The organism is Collinsella sp. AM38-1BH, from assembly GCF_003467545.1.
In the GTDB taxonomy this organism is placed as follows: domain Bacteria; phylum Actinomycetota; class Coriobacteriia; order Coriobacteriales; family Coriobacteriaceae; genus Collinsella.
Genome location: NZ_QSHC01000017.1, coordinates 1 through 13,385, shown reverse-complemented (window position 1 = coordinate 13,385; position 13,385 = coordinate 1). Strand labels below are relative to the sequence as shown.

The 13,385-nt window shown below is 52.0% G+C and carries 12 protein-coding genes and 4 tRNA genes; 4 read left to right on the top strand and 12 right to left on the bottom strand.

The features are described from left to right. Positions 1 to 161 (bottom strand): ATP-binding cassette domain-containing protein (locus DW870_RS09510; RefSeq protein ID WP_233547411.1); only part of this gene is annotated, 161 nt, incomplete at its 3' end. 75 nt (positions 162 to 236) lie between these two features. Then, positions 237 to 309 (bottom strand) — tRNA-Ala (locus DW870_RS07985). 625 nt (positions 310 to 934) lie between these two features. Between DW870_RS07985 and DW870_RS07980 the strand changes: the two genes are divergently transcribed. Beyond that, positions 935 to 1,010 (top strand) — tRNA-Ile (locus DW870_RS07980). Between the two features lie 210 nt (positions 1,011 to 1,220). Here DW870_RS07980 and DW870_RS07975 read toward each other — a convergent pair. The 6 genes from DW870_RS07975 to DW870_RS07945 all read right to left on the bottom strand — a co-directional run bounded on the left by DW870_RS07975 (position 1,221) and on the right by DW870_RS07945 (position 7,177). Then, positions 1,221 to 1,293 (bottom strand) — tRNA-Ala (locus tag DW870_RS07975). A gap of 516 nt (positions 1,294 to 1,809) precedes the next feature. Then, a complete protein-coding gene (locus DW870_RS07970) occupies positions 1,810 to 2,964 on the bottom strand; it encodes a hypothetical protein (RefSeq protein ID WP_117769684.1) in 1,155 nt (384 codons plus the stop codon). A gap of 442 nt (positions 2,965 to 3,406) precedes the next feature. Further along, positions 3,407 to 3,481: transfer RNA gene (locus tag DW870_RS07965), tRNA-Val, on the bottom strand. A gap of 138 nt (positions 3,482 to 3,619) precedes the next feature. Continuing rightward, positions 3,620 to 4,969, bottom strand: a complete 1,350-nt coding sequence (locus DW870_RS07960) for a DUF3825 domain-containing protein (RefSeq protein WP_117769683.1) — start codon at positions 4,967 to 4,969, stop codon at positions 3,620 to 3,622. A 242-nt stretch (positions 4,970 to 5,211) separates the two neighbouring features. Beyond that, the gene (locus DW870_RS07950) at positions 5,212 to 5,889 is read right to left on the bottom strand and encodes an RloB family protein (RefSeq protein WP_117847733.1); all 678 of its coding nucleotides are present in this window, start codon (positions 5,887 to 5,889) and stop codon (positions 5,212 to 5,214) included. Then, positions 5,882 to 7,177 (bottom strand): ATP/GTP-binding protein, encoded by a 1,296-nt coding sequence (locus DW870_RS07945; protein WP_117769680.1) that lies wholly within the window; start codon positions 7,175 to 7,177, stop codon positions 5,882 to 5,884. Before DW870_RS07945 ends, DW870_RS07950 begins: the two co-directional genes overlap by 8 nt. 265 nt (positions 7,178 to 7,442) lie before the next feature. On the opposite strand from DW870_RS07945, the gene DW870_RS07940 reads away from it, so the two are divergent. Together DW870_RS07940 and DW870_RS07935 are read left to right on the top strand one after the other, a co-directional pair. Then, positions 7,443 to 7,784, top strand: coding sequence for a hypothetical protein (locus DW870_RS07940; RefSeq protein ID WP_035138300.1), 342 nt, complete (start codon positions 7,443 to 7,445; stop codon positions 7,782 to 7,784). 154 nt (positions 7,785 to 7,938) lie between these two features. Then, positions 7,939 to 9,093 (top strand): hypothetical protein, encoded by a 1,155-nt coding sequence (locus DW870_RS07935; RefSeq protein WP_117769679.1) that lies wholly within the window; start codon positions 7,939 to 7,941, stop codon positions 9,091 to 9,093. Positions 9,094 to 9,433: 340 nt separating this feature from the next. Here DW870_RS07935 and DW870_RS07930 read toward each other — a convergent pair whose 3' ends face one another. From DW870_RS07930 to DW870_RS07915, 4 genes are all read right to left on the bottom strand, one after another. After that, positions 9,434 to 10,273, bottom strand: coding sequence for a hypothetical protein (locus tag DW870_RS07930; protein WP_117877352.1), 840 nt, complete (start codon positions 10,271 to 10,273; stop codon positions 9,434 to 9,436). Beyond that, positions 10,267 to 10,506 carry a hypothetical protein gene (locus DW870_RS07925; protein WP_117877350.1) on the bottom strand — a complete coding sequence of 80 codons (240 nt, stop codon included), beginning with the start codon at positions 10,504 to 10,506 and terminating at the stop codon, positions 10,267 to 10,269. The genes DW870_RS07930 and DW870_RS07925 overlap by 7 nt, the downstream gene beginning before the upstream one ends. A 170-nt stretch (positions 10,507 to 10,676) precedes the next feature. Then, entirely contained in the window at positions 10,677 to 11,438 is a 762-nt protein-coding gene (locus DW870_RS07920; protein WP_117636984.1) for a TIR domain-containing protein, read from the bottom strand. A 42-nt stretch (positions 11,439 to 11,480) separates the two neighbouring features. Then, positions 11,481 to 11,663: a hypothetical protein gene (locus DW870_RS07915; RefSeq protein ID WP_117636983.1), complete on the bottom strand. Its 183-nt coding sequence runs from the start codon at positions 11,661 to 11,663 to the stop codon at positions 11,481 to 11,483. 531 nt (positions 11,664 to 12,194) lie between these two features. On the opposite strand from DW870_RS07915, the gene DW870_RS07910 reads away from it, so the two are divergent. Further along, complete coding sequence (locus tag DW870_RS07910) at positions 12,195 to 12,767, top strand: hypothetical protein (RefSeq protein ID WP_117877348.1); 573 nt, start codon at positions 12,195 to 12,197, stop codon at positions 12,765 to 12,767. Positions 12,768 to 13,385: the final 618 nt, after the last annotated feature.

The following is a 13,385-nucleotide window of genomic DNA, read 5'->3' as shown; positions in this document are numbered from 1 at the left end:
GGGCTGTCGATGCCCATGATGATTTTGAGCATGGTGGTTTTGCCGGCTCCGTTGGGGCCCACGAGCGCGAAGCGCTCGCCGGGGTTGATCTGGAAGGACGCGCCGCTAAAGAGGACGCGCGCGCCGAAGCTTTTTTCGATCTTGTCGACCAGGAGGATCATGCTGCCGCCTTTGACCTTGTGTTCCTATATGAAAAAAGGCCCCAACTTGCGTTGGAGCCTCATTCAATGCTCGGGTGGAGACGAGGGGGATCGAACCCCTGACCTCTTGACTGCCAGTCAAGCGCTCTCCCAGCTGAGCTACGCCCCCGTGCGAAGAAGTACTATACGGGAACTCGGACGGCGATGCAAGGACAATTTTGGAAAAACTTTCCGGGGGCGCCGTCGCGCCCCCGCGGGGCCGGGCCAGCCCGCGGGGGCGCCCGACCCCCGCACGGCCCGTACGCCGGCCGAATTGGCGCGCGGAACGTGACCCTCCCCGCGCAACCGGATTTCCTATGCGTCGCCAGTCCCATTATCGGGTCCGATTGCGAACCGTCCCTCATCTGCGCCTCAGAACTATGCCGGTTTACTACGATGAATCAGGAATGTTCGACCACGCACGCCTTTTCGTGTAACCGTCGGGCTTTCTACCTGCGGTTTTGCAAACGGAGAACACGCGGTGCTCGGGGGTCGCCGATCCGTCGTAGTAAACCAGCATGGTTTTGAAATGGCATCAGGTTGAATTCACGCAGAAATGTTTTGGAGCCCTGAATTTAAGGCCTTAACTTTTTATAAAACACTTTTTATCTGCGGCGGGCCTAGATTAGCTGTTGTTTAGCATCGAACTTGATCTTGCGTTGTGCGACTTGCTCGTGCATGGTAGTATTTCACGACGTGAAGCGAAGAAATTAGGCCTGAGTTGCCTTTGCTAGAATTGCATTCACCGTTCATAAGGGCTCTTGGCGCAACGGTTAGCGCAGGGGACTCATAATCCCTGGGTTCTGGGTTCGAATCCCGGAGGGCCCACCAGAGTATTTCGAAGCCGGGCATTACGCCCGGCCTCTTTGTTATTGGCGCTGCAGACTAGGTTTGCCATCCAGAAACGTAAAGTTATTAACATTCATATTCGTAATTAACAATGGGTATGTCGCCAAGATGCTGCCCAGTCAACACATGGCGTAAATCGATAGATATGAAAAAAGGCCCCAACTTGCGTTAGAGCCTCATTCAATGCTCGGGTGGAGACGAGGGGGATCGAACCCCTGACCTCTTGACTGCCAGTCAAGCGCTCTCCCAGCTGAGCTACGCCCCCGTGCGAAGAAGTACTATACGGGAACTCCCCCGCCGATGCAAGGACAATTTTGGAAAAGATTTTACGGTGCGTGGAACGGCGCGGGGCCGAAGAGACACACGATGCCCGAAATAGCCCGCGGGGCGCGCCCCGCGGGCAGCGGCAAGCTCGCCCTCCTTCCCGGGGTTCGGCATGTCGACCCAGGTGCCACCGGTCAGAACAAAGCAATCCGCGGTGCTTCCGCGGGAGGGTTTCGTCTGAGCCTCTATCCGCGCCTTCGGGCCAATTTACTGAACCGTGCGTAGCTCGCGCCAGCTGGTCGCTTCATAAACGGACCGGTTTACTACGACGATTCCCGGATTTCCGACCTCACGCCTGCTTTCGCAAAACGGGCAGGTTATCTACCTGCGGTTTTATGAGCGGCGAATTCGGTGTGTTCAGCCACCCTCAATCCAACGTAGTAAACCGGCATTGTTTTAAAATGGCACTTAATTACTGGCAGCATATAAAGTATTAAAAATGCTCACTAGGCCATTATTACTTACCAATACCAAGCCAATTGCACAGAACGTTGGCCCGTAATCTGGTTTCAGCACATCTCATCGCCTCGGTTTTTGGCTTGTAGCGCAACTCCAATCGCTTACACACACTGTGAATGATGGCATCAAGCTGTTCGTGATCATTGAGCATGTCATGAGTTACAAGAAATACGTCGTATCCCATGCTTTGCAATGCTGTCATTCGAGAGGCATCGTGGTCAAGCACAGCGCCCGATCCATGGATAACCTCTCCTTGAAGTTCGATAATCACAGCCTTCATTGTTATTGGGTTTACGATGACGATATCGCCGTAACAGACTTTCTGACCTGCGATTTTCCGAGCTGAATTCGACAGCGGTGTTAAGTCGTTGACGTATATGTTTTTAAACTCCGCTCCGCCGGCACGTCTCGGATGACTTAGCAACATGATTCCAGCAACTTCTAGCGGGGATGCCGCAATACCCATTACCTGCTGTGCGGCTTCGTAGAATTGCTTTCCCCACATCTCGCCCTTAACCTTCGCTGCAAATCTGTGCAGTTCTTCTATTTCAATAAGAGGCTTTCTCATCCAGAGCGATGTTCCCTTTCCGTTAGCTTTATTTCCGGATCCGTTATTCTGCTGCCCACTTTGATTATTCTCACTATCCTTCTGGTGCGCCCGAGCATAGACTCGCTTCCATGGGGCCTCGTCTTGTGTTTCGTCTAGTTCAAACAGACTTTCTGTGGTGTACTGCTCTTCTTCTGATTTTGCCTGCTCAAGTGCCATGTCGACCGCGGGCGATGGTTTAAAAACTGAGAACCATCCGCAGAACTCGTACATAGCCAGAACCAAGTCGCATGAAGAAACGCTTCGAGTCATGGTGTATAGCGTATTAAGAGGGTCTGTGACGCTAAAGCCCATACCCGTGTCGATGGAAACCTTCTCTATATAGGCGCTGTTCCATCGGATGGTCCGTCTTGTCTCGGAATGCAGGTTGCTTCGTGTTGATGCTGCTGTGATGACTGGCGTCTTGAGGACGTCGGTTACGAAAGGGGCTTGGGATAGGGCGCGCCAGCCGTCTTCAGAGTTGGGCAGACGCGGGTAGAGATCGCGCACCTGCGGTGGGCAGCGCCAGTAACGGAATGCGGTGTTTGCGCAGACAATCTCGTCCATGTGGACCTCCCCCTAGCTTCCGGCATGAGCCGTGTGACTTACGGGTCTGATTATCTAGGTGAGCATCATGCGGGTAAGTACCGGAAGCTGACCAAACACTGACCAAAAGAGGGATGGGTTGTGATGAAAGCAGGCGCGATTGATGGAATGCGCAGGTAGTGAAGCCGTGCGTCTAGTCTCAGTCTTCACAATTGCTCGTAGATTGCGCAGAGAATTCAAGGAATGAGCGCAGACGCTTTTCACAAAACGTGCGATGACGTCACCTAGCGTGAGCCGGTACGGGTGCTTTTATACATGTGTAGGAATTGTGAAGGGGACATGCTCAATATAAAACGGGACCCCATTTTAATAAAAATCAAAAATTTGGTGTCACTTTTGGTGTCAGCCTTGGTGTCAAAAAGAAAAAGGTCAGAAGCTTAACACCTCTGACCTGCGCTTTTGATGGTGGGCGATACAAGATTCGAACTTGTGACCCCATCCGTGTGAAGGATATGCTCTACCCCTGAGCCAATCGCCCGTCGCCTTTCGGCAAAAGAGATACTAACATAGCCGCGCGAGGTTTTCCAAGAACTTTTTGCCCTCGATTTTAAATTCGTGGGTGCTAGCCAAGTCAAAACAACCAAAACAATCGGCAAAACCGCAGCTAAATCACCCTTTATCGTTTAATCCACGAGGTTTCGGGGCGGCAGATAAGTCGCGCGTTGTTGTAGGCCATGTCGAGCGTGAGACAGGTGCGCGCGGCGTAGAAACCGTCCTCGCGTTGGATGGTCAGCGCCAGCTCGGGCTTGTCGCCGGTCAGGCACAGCGGTAGGAGTAGCTGGATCCGGCCGCCGTAGAACTGCGGCACCGCGAGCGTATATTTGGCTGCGGCGCGGCGGGCGGCCTCGACGACAGCCCCCTCAAAGGCGCGACGCAGCAGCAGCGAGTTGTCCTCCCCCATCAGGCTAGCAGGAATGCGCGTCAGGTTCTCCTCGTCGCCCAGAATGTGGTCGATGTTGGAGCGGATGGGCAGGCGGTAGTCAAAGACAAGCTCGGAGGGGTCCTCGGCAAAGCGCACGCGGCACGGCAGGTACTCAAACGAGACCAGCATGGGGTCGCTCTCCTTAAAGAAGCCCTTCAAAAACCAGCGCTGGCGCGCGTCGGGCTTGGTGTTGGGCTCAAACAGGCCGTAGATGGTCTCGTAGCGGCGCGTGTACAGGCCGGTGTTAAACAGGCATCGGTCGTCGTCGAACACCAGCGGCAGGTTGGACGGCGCGGTCTGGTCCACGTCGCGCTCGGTCAAAAATACTGCGCGGCTAAACGAAAACGACAGGTAGTTTTTGAGGATGCGGTTGCCGGGACCCCAGTCCTCGGGGTCGGCGAGGTCGGCCAAGCGGTCGTAGCAGGGCTCGGGGCAAAACGCGAAGTCGTATACATTGCTGCACAGGGTGTTGGGGATCTCCATGTGGCGTCCAATCCATCTCATAGCTGGCGTGCGGATGCTTTGATTCTGTACGTGCGACGGGTCGGCCATATCCGCAATGCAACCGCGGCGTAGCTCTTCGGCGAGCCCACTGGTCGTGCGGTTTCCGGATACGAGGTCTTGGATCCAGGCGTAGTACTGGTTGTCTTTGGGCTCGGGGCTGTCGGACAGCTCGACCGGAGTGCCGGCGAACCTTAAGACGGACAACGCAAAGACAAGGCTGGTTCGTTTGTTACCGTCTTCAAAGATGTGGTCCTTGACCATGTGCTCGGCCACGTAGGTGACCTGGTCAAAGATGTCTGCGAAGCGATCGGCCGGCGATTGACCGAATATCGTACAGAATGCACCCGCAAGCACGGACTCGACGCGTCCAAGCTCAAGCGCGGCCCGGTCGCCTGTGGCGTCGGTTGTATAGCAGCGCCCGACCGTCATCAGCGTGCTGTGCAGGCGCATCGCGGCCGCGGCCATATCTTCGAGCGAACCGGCATCATCGAGCACGAGCGGCGCGAACGGACGAGCGCTCCGCCGCGTAGCCGCCATCATGAGTTCTCCAAGAGCCTGAGCGCGTTGGGCATGCCCGTAATGGTTAACTCAACTGCATGGTCGATTGACATAGAGTCGTCGAGCGAAATCGGTAATGTTGAATTTGCCTCGTCCGCTATTGAATGATCTTCTTGTGCAGCTCGACCAGTACCGTCTTCTAGCTGAACATAGCTCCAAAGCATTGCTACCTCGTTTACAACTTTTTGAGTTAAAAGACTGCCCCTAACGCGGGTTGAATCACACTAGTTACCCGACCCAAATACGTCATCTACAAGATCAGGCAAGTCTGTCCATACTTGATAGGCGGCAACGTTGTCCGGATTCATTTCTCTTGCACGACGTTTATCATCCGTATTGTGCTTTGCGGCATTGGTCAAAGCCTGGCCCTTGTTGCCGTCAATTATTTCAAGATTTACCGACTTGAACTTTGACGCGGAGGACCTGTTGGGGTCAGTAGATTTTAGAACGCCAAGGTCGCGCGCTCTTTTCTCACATTGTGGCGTCGATGCAAAAGTTTCCGGGCATGGTGAGACATGATCGATAAGCCATACTTCAAAGCATGGATTGGAGATCGCGAGCCTAACTCCTTTTGTCTTTGCTTCTCGTTCTGCTGCGGTTAGGTTTCTGAACTCATCTGAATCGACTACGATCCATGCGGAACTCAATGCTTCGATTTCGCCTGCTTTAACGGCCTTTTTATCTGAATCGAGCTCTCGCGAGAGCTGCTTGGCGACCTTCAAGGGGTCTCCGTCAATATGCCGATAACGCACGCTTCCGCGAACGTCCATTTCATTAATAAGGAAGTTGAAGTATTCGGTTTCGGTCACCTTTCCATTAGACACAATTAGGTGGCGCTTTCTTTTGGCTCTTGTTTGCTTTTTGCGGCCGCGAGCAAGCCCTCTCCTTTCTGCCTTAGCCATTTATGTCAGCGCCTTCCTTCATGAGTTGGGCCACAAGTTGATGAAAACTTGGGTTGGGCAGCGGCACATAGACACCGTTTAAGTAATTGCGCCCCAGATTCTCATTTGCACGAGGCGAATACTCCATCGCAGCAATTAATTGCGAATCACCTTCAGAGTCCTTTTCCACAAACCAGACCTGGTCACGTTCAAGCACCGCTTCCATAGGGCTGGTTCGCGTCATCAAGGTGACATCATGGGTCGAGAAGATTAGCTGCGCGCCCTTTGGATTTGTGTCGGGATCGGCGAACAGTGAGACGAAGTCGCGCAGGAGCGTAGGATGAAGGCTCGAATCAAGCTCGTCAATTACTGTTGTGGCTCCACTGCTTAAAGAGCGTAAGGCAACCGAGAAAAACGCCAGCGCAGCTTTTGTGCCCTCCGATTCATGGGCGGAGTCCAGCCAAAAGCCATCTCCCGAGCCTTTGTGGTGGAAGAACAGATCATAGGCAAACGACCATTTAAAGTCTTCTGCAATTTTATTACGTGCCTCTTCCGGAATCTCATCTAGTCCAATGAGTGAGTCTTTTAAACCCATGACACCTTCCGATTGACGGACATCCATGCCGTCAATTCCAATGTCAGCATATTTAATGAGCTGTGATAGCATCTGAGCTCGTGCGTCATCGTTGATAAACAGCTTTTTAATGGTGGCGAGCTCTGCAAGATAATGCGTTGCATCATAGAGATTGATGTCATTGGCAAGGGCTGCGAATGCGGGTTGAATTACATCACTTCCAGCCGCCGCGGCGGCAGATAAGAACAAAGAATTATTGCGCGTGATATCCCAAAGTTGTTTTTTTGCACCTGTAAAGGTACTACCAAATTTAATTGACTGTTCCCCGTTTATCGAAGAGCGGTCATAGAGAAGGGACGGCTGTTTTGATCGATACACAGTGAGGTTCTCATATGTAACCTCATTTTTGTTCACACCAAATGAAAACTCATACTTTAAGTTGCTAGCGATAAAATCTATCGAGAATTCTGTGTCACTTGATCGCGATTCCGAGTCAAGTAAAAAGGGGACGATGGGTATTTGAGAATTCGCATCGCCTGCCGCATAACCTGTACGAATAAAGTAAGAGACAAAGTAAAGAGCATTTAGGAAATTTGATTTGCCTGACGCGTTTGCGCCGTAAACCGCAGCCACTCGCACAGGCCCAAGTTCCTTTTTGCTCGAAATCGGTTCAAACGAGAACTGTTGAGCATCTCGAAAGCTCTGAAAGTTCTTAAATGAAAAATTGAGGATCATCTTCAGAATCCTTTTCAAAAAAGTTGATTCACCGCAGACATTCTTTAATAACAAGGAAAATTATATTGTTTTAAAACCATTATTTGTTAGTTTCGAACAAATATCTACTTTAAATTGAGATTCAAACTAAAGGTCTCAGCAAGTCCATACAACATAATGTCTGAAACTGATTTTCTACACTGCTTTTAAGAACAATTTTTAATGATGTCCGCACGCGGCTTTAGATTTCTTTTGTCCATCAGAGCTGTAAAACGAAAGGGACGAAATGTTGTTTTGCAAGGACGGGTCCAGTTGGCTGGATGTTATAGATGATGCAGGCGTTCTGGTTCGCCGCCTAGAAATACTTGAGAACCTTCTCCGAAAGTGCACCTTCGATATGCCGAGAACAGAATGCAAGTTCGTGGATGATACCGCTGAGGGATATGACGGAAGCGAAATGTTGCTGTTTCTCGATGAGTCTTTATTGGAGCTAATTGAAGGCTATAGAACTCAGATTGAGAAATACAAAGTTGCATCTAAAAGGGGCCAGACCGACTTTGGAACCAGCACAAGCTTAGGAAGAAAGAAATCGAGGATCCCCGCTATTCAAATTGATAAAGCAGCATAATAAATTTGAATTTGGGTAGGGCTGAAAGGTAACACGGAGGTCATACCTTAACCCTGTTTGCCCTCGTCATTCATTCACTTGTGACGAGGGCCTCGCACCTTCTATAAAAGCGCGAGCTGAATTATGTTTTACTTATAAGGGCGGAGGATCCGGCATGAGCAAGAATAAAAGCGACCAGAACGCGCACGAAGAGCAAGTGTTCAATGATGTTCTTAGGCTATCAATGGCCTCGGGTGGATACAAGAAGAAAGCTGCCTTGAAGGTGTGTGGATCTATTAACGCAGGCAGCGAGTGCCCTGATATTGTTATTACCCGCGAAAATGGATCCATTGTTGGTTTGGAGCATTTTAGAATCGACCATAACATCAAACATGGTCGAAACGCTCAATCAAAATCTGCTGAGCTCACATCTGCGTTGAAAGCTGAGCGCGAAAAGCTAATGCCAAGGCTTGAAGCCGACGATGTTTTGCCGGAGGAATTGGCGAGCATCGTCGCAAACTATGTCTCGTTGGCAAAATATCATCAAAGCTGTGCATGCCGTGACGATCTGACGCGCTCTCTAGATGCCCGATTGTTTGGTGGAAAAACAGGTCATGCTCGCAAATTACCTAAATACCGCAATCACCTTACTGAACTTAGCGGTGATGATGGACGCATTGAATTGGGCTATTTAATTGAAATTCATTCAGATTTTCAGGGATTATTCATTCACGATGGAACAAGAGTGGCCCGCCTCGACAGTGGACAATGCCCACTTTATGCGGAAATTTACGATCTCCTTTGCAAGGCATCTTGCGAGGTCGATTGGATCCTAATAGGTTTTTACCCATGCCTGACTGACCAGATTGCGAATGCCGCCATCATAGATTGTCGTAACAATATGTTTAAGGAGAGCTGCCGCAGGCAGCGTCTTAAAAGAACGGAATATTTAGGTCTAGGTAAAACGGAACCCTTTCTCAAACAAAGCAGAGCCGGAGAAACAGAAATTGAGCTTTGCGCAGATAAGGTAAATATCACAATCGAAAACCCCGCTGAAGGGATTTGCCCTGAGCTTCTATTTGGCACCGCGATCATTGATGCTGCAAGAGCATTAAATCTTGATAGAAGCGGTGAACCGTATACAGCAACGATTTCTGTTCAATTGATTTACGAACTCGTGCGGATGAGGAGCAAGGGGATTCGAGGCATTGTGACAATTTACGATGTTATGCGGCTGCTTTTAGAAATTGAGTGGGCTGTATTAAAACAAGAGATTGACAGTTTTGGCGTACGGTACAACATTTCCGAAACACCAGACTTTTGCTTATAGACAATCCGGGATGTCACTAAGAAACCAGCTCATACAGCTCACCAATGAGTCCGGTTTAATATTTGCCCGCTTTAGCACCGTCGAATATTGCGAGGCAACTCTGATGGTCTTTCGCTTGGGCACCAGGGTCGACAAAGATCCCGGTGCCCTTTCGTTGCCTTCAGTCTAACCTGCGACATTATTGAATGCTTTTCTCATTCATGTGGACCTGGGTCGCATGTCACGATTCAGCCCATGATCACGTCCGTATGGCCTCTGCCTTCGATAATTGGGTGCCTATAGACAAACACGCAAATAGTTATACCTTGTGGATGTCTCTTTCTTCCAAATGGCAGCTATCTCAACAACGACATGCGGCAGCTAGAAGCACTGTCCCCAGCAGGAAAAGCGTCGCAGAAGCGGCTATCCAGTTGTTGTCGCCGGTCTTGGGGAGTGCCACAGTTGTTGCGGTGGCAGGCTTGGGCTTGACCGTCTTGGCGACCGTGGTCTTGGTTGTCGTAGCCGCGGGTTTCAGCGCGGGATTTTCCGTGGACCCCGTGGTGGGCTCTCCGGCAGCGGGGTTAGCATCGATGGGAGACTTATCCACGCTATCGCCAGGCACAACGACCCCATCGGTCTCCTCCGCCGGCGGCGTGGCCACATCGGGCTCAACCACCACGTGCGCTGCCACGACCCCTGCAGCATCCACCACGCCACCAGCACCAAAGACCCCGTCAGCAGGCGCCACAAAGCGCGCAGACACAAGCGACCCGCCCAAGCACGCAACGCCGCCATCGGCGCCGGCCGCATCAAGCCACGAGGCGTCGACGGAAAGCCGACAGCCGGCAGCACCGTCGCCAAGGCCCGCATCCTGCAGATACACGCCGTAGGCGCGCACGCCCGCTTCGGACCCGGCGCCCGCGGCAACGACGCGCCCGCCGCCGCGCACGGCCATGTCGCCGGCAATCACGCCGGCGACCGCCTCGTTTGTAATATCGGCCCCGTCTGCCCGCGCATCGACGGTGCAGCCGTCAACCACGAGCGCCTGCGACACGTGGATCCCGCACTGCGAGCCCGTCGCCGTCAGGGTCCCGGTGCCGCGAAGCGTCAGGTTGCCCCACACCTCCATGCCGCACAGCGTGATGTCCGCATCGGGCGCATGCGACTCCGTCACGGAGTTCTGCCCGGCAAGCGTCAGCACCAGGTCGCCCTCGCGCCGATGGCCTCGCCCGCGTAGCCATTAAGCTCCAGGTGGTCGGCATCGGTCCAGACCCAGCCGGGGCCCGACACGCCCGGCTCGTAGTACGTCGCGCCCGCGATGATGAGGCTCTCCGCGCCAGCGGCATAAGAAGGCCCGCCCAGCAAAACGCATAGGCAGGCCATGGCAACAATCGGAATGTAATGACGGCTGGTGTGGGACTTGGCAGCAAACATACCTGCTCCGATCTTCGCAGGAGCCAATAGAATGTGCACCAGAAAATGCCCTGGTAGCAGCAATTAATAGTTTAGCGAGATCAATGCGGGAGCAAAGAGAAATCGTGTGGGCAATGTCCACAATTAGGTGTAAATCGTTTTGCCAGTCGGTGAAAGGAGGGATCAACGGATTAGATATCCATCTTATTAAAGTCGATGGAATATCCCATGGACTTGAGTTCTTTCAAGAGGCCGAACTCCCAACTGTCTGTTCCGGTATAAACGACGCCCTGTAGATCGGAGGGAATCTCGATACCTTTGTCAACAAGAATTGCAACGTTTTCCCTGCCAAGCCGACCAATAAAGTATCCGGCTTCAAATACAACATTTTGTCTAGCCCTGGGCTTTTCCGACTGTTCTGCCTGGGCTCTTCCTTCGTCGTCCGCCGTAAAAAGGCATACCGCTCCTGCTGCATCGCCTTCAATTTCCAGCTTTTCGATGATTGTCTTGCCCTGATTTGACTGCTCGTTTAGGACAACCGCCGTCAGGCCCTGCCTTTCGATGATTCTCGCGACCCTTTCTCTAAGCTCTCCGTTGTGACCATGAACGATAAATACCTTCGAATAATCTCCAACATTTGCAGTCGATCCGGTTTCCCCTTCGTCTGAAAACTCATCAAGGTATGTCTCCAGCACAGCTTTTGCACTGCGCAGGCCGTCCGCACAGGCTTCAACGAAAGCCGAGTCGGGCGTACCGGAGGTGAAAAAAGACAACGAGTAGCTGATTTTGTTAAAGCTTTTAAATTCGTAGCTGTCTTTTCCAAATCGCCTAATTAAAAGCCTGTCCGCCCTTGTCTTCCATGCTTTAAAGTCAGGCGAACTAGAGCTGATGTATTTCTTTGAAAGTTCGTCTGCTGTTTCGCACAACTGCTGCAAAATTTCAAAATCAGACATTAAGCCTTCTTTCTATAACCAATAACGGAGCTAAGAAGCATCTTATTCCAATGAGCGGCCAAATCTCTTTACTGTTTCCTCGGTGCCCCTATCGGAGATGGACTTGCCCAGTGCGAACTCAATAGCGTCCAGCAAAGCCATGACGCGAGCTTTGAAATAGGCATCAAAGTCATCATTAATGAACGCATCCCAGTCAATGAGATTCGATTCGATGACGGAGTTCACAGTGTTCGATGTCAGCTTTCTTAACGAATTTCGCTGAGTAGACGCTGGGGGCCGCGCCTCCAATTTCTGTGCCCGAATAGGAGTACGAGCACGTCGGTCAAGATGCATTCGGTGGTCAACATGGCGGGATCTATCTGCGAGCGGAAAACAAGCGGCGCTGCTAATGGTAGCGCCGCTCGCATCATCAAAGAAGAATCGTTATCGATTGTCTCTGGGACTTTTCGTTCAAAACCAGAGCATGTCGACTACTGCTTATCGAAGTACATCCACCCTACAGGCTGCATTAGATCGTAATAATCGACGGGCGTTTTGAAGCGAATCCTGCCCAAATAACCACGCTTTTCAGCAACCAACTGCATCTGTCTGCGTCACGGCAAACTCTTTGAATTGGCGTTGCGGCAAGTTTGTCTTAAGAAAATAAGGCTGTTAAGACAAACCCATTTTGACGTTTACGTAACGTCGACCATCGATCAAGCCGTATTATTCGGAGTTAGAATTATCGCCCAACGACGCTGAGCCGGTGACCATCCAATGATTTTTGGCATCGATATAGACATCGCCAATCTGATTGTCCAAGCATTCATCGGACTCGTTACCTTGGTGGCCTTGATTGTCGCATTCTGGCAAGGCAGCCAGAGCAAAAGGAACAGGGAGGACGACATCAAGCGGTATCAGCCATCCCGCATATCGGCATGGTACGAAGGGGGTCGAAACCGTACCGGTCAGCCCGAGGACAATCGATTCGTCTGGCAGTTCGTCGTGCTTCGAAACGAAAGCGAGTCCCCCGTCTACGACGCAATCGTCACCTGCGTCGGGATTAGCGGAGCCGGCCCCTCTTTCAAAGGAGAGGACAACCGCCCCGTTTTTCCCAACCGCGTCTGCGTCGGCACGCTTCCTCCTGGAGCATGGTACATATGGCTCCCGACGGAAGGGCACGGAATGGGAGTACGCACGGCGCCCGAAACGGCTTTCACCGACGCAAACGGAACATCGTGGGTTCGGCGAGGCAACGGAAGGCTCGAGGAGATTCCTATGGAGCCGGCCTCGTTCTACAGGCTGTCCCTCCCCTTGCCCTGGCGCGGATGCGAAAAGCTGACCGAGTAGCCCCTTGGCATCGTCGCTTCAAGCATTGGGTTTTCCGAACTGAGACGCGACCTTCTCCAGCCGTTCCGGATAACGGGAAAGTCAGAAACACTCGGGTCTACGGGGCGGGATCGCGAGGGCGACTCCGCCCTATTTTTCCGATGCACCCATGAATTGATGCGAGATCGGCATCGTTTCCTCGAAGCGCTTACTTACAGATCTATGTTGGACCATTTGCATGACTCCAAGTAGATATTAAAAAACCCGTTGCCGGAACAAGCCGGTAACAGGCTCACTTTGCTACAACGCTATAAAGAGTGCCAATATCGAAAGTCAATTTATAATCCTACAGCGATGTGAATTCACGATCGGACCTCGCATCGATGCACCGGGGCCGCTGTTCGTGACCAAGCCCGACCATGACGGCGAGGCGGTCGACGAGTTCAACGAACCGCGTTCGGGCATAAAGTTCAATTTGGTAACCGGTGAGATCCTGGCATAGGAGGCATGGATGGAAGTGAGGTCGATGTTGAGCGAAGACGGCCGAATCATCAGGGTGGACAACCCGTGGTGGTCGTTTTGGTGACGCATAATTTCTTTCGCAAATTGACAACCGCATAGCGGAACACGGCCCGCGCC

Bases quoted from the DNA above. Each gene is read 5' to 3' on its own strand.
- DW870_RS07910 (WP_117877348.1), top strand. From the start codon at position 12,195: ATGATTTTTGGCATCGATATAGACATCGCCAATCTGATTGTCCAAGCA.
- DW870_RS07945 (WP_117769680.1), bottom strand. From the start codon at position 7,177: ATGATCCTCAATTTTTCATTTAAGAACTTTCAGAGCTTTCGAGATGCT.
- DW870_RS07935 (WP_117769679.1), top strand. From the start codon at position 7,939: ATGAGCAAGAATAAAAGCGACCAGAACGCGCACGAAGAGCAAGTGTTC.
- DW870_RS07925 (WP_117877350.1), bottom strand. From the start codon at position 10,506: ATGTTTGCTGCCAAGTCCCACACCAGCCGTCATTACATTCCGATTGTT.
- DW870_RS07950 (WP_117847733.1), bottom strand. From the start codon at position 5,889: ATGGCTAAGGCAGAAAGGAGAGGGCTTGCTCGCGGCCGCAAAAAGCAA.
- DW870_RS07970 (WP_117769684.1), bottom strand. From the start codon at position 2,964: ATGGACGAGATTGTCTGCGCAAACACCGCATTCCGTTACTGGCGCTGC.
- DW870_RS07960 (WP_117769683.1), bottom strand. From the start codon at position 4,969: ATGATGGCGGCTACGCGGCGGAGCGCTCGTCCGTTCGCGCCGCTCGTG.
- DW870_RS07920 (WP_117636984.1), bottom strand. From the start codon at position 11,438: ATGTCTGATTTTGAAATTTTGCAGCAGTTGTGCGAAACAGCAGACGAA.
- DW870_RS07940 (WP_035138300.1), top strand. From the start codon at position 7,443: ATGTTGTTTTGCAAGGACGGGTCCAGTTGGCTGGATGTTATAGATGAT.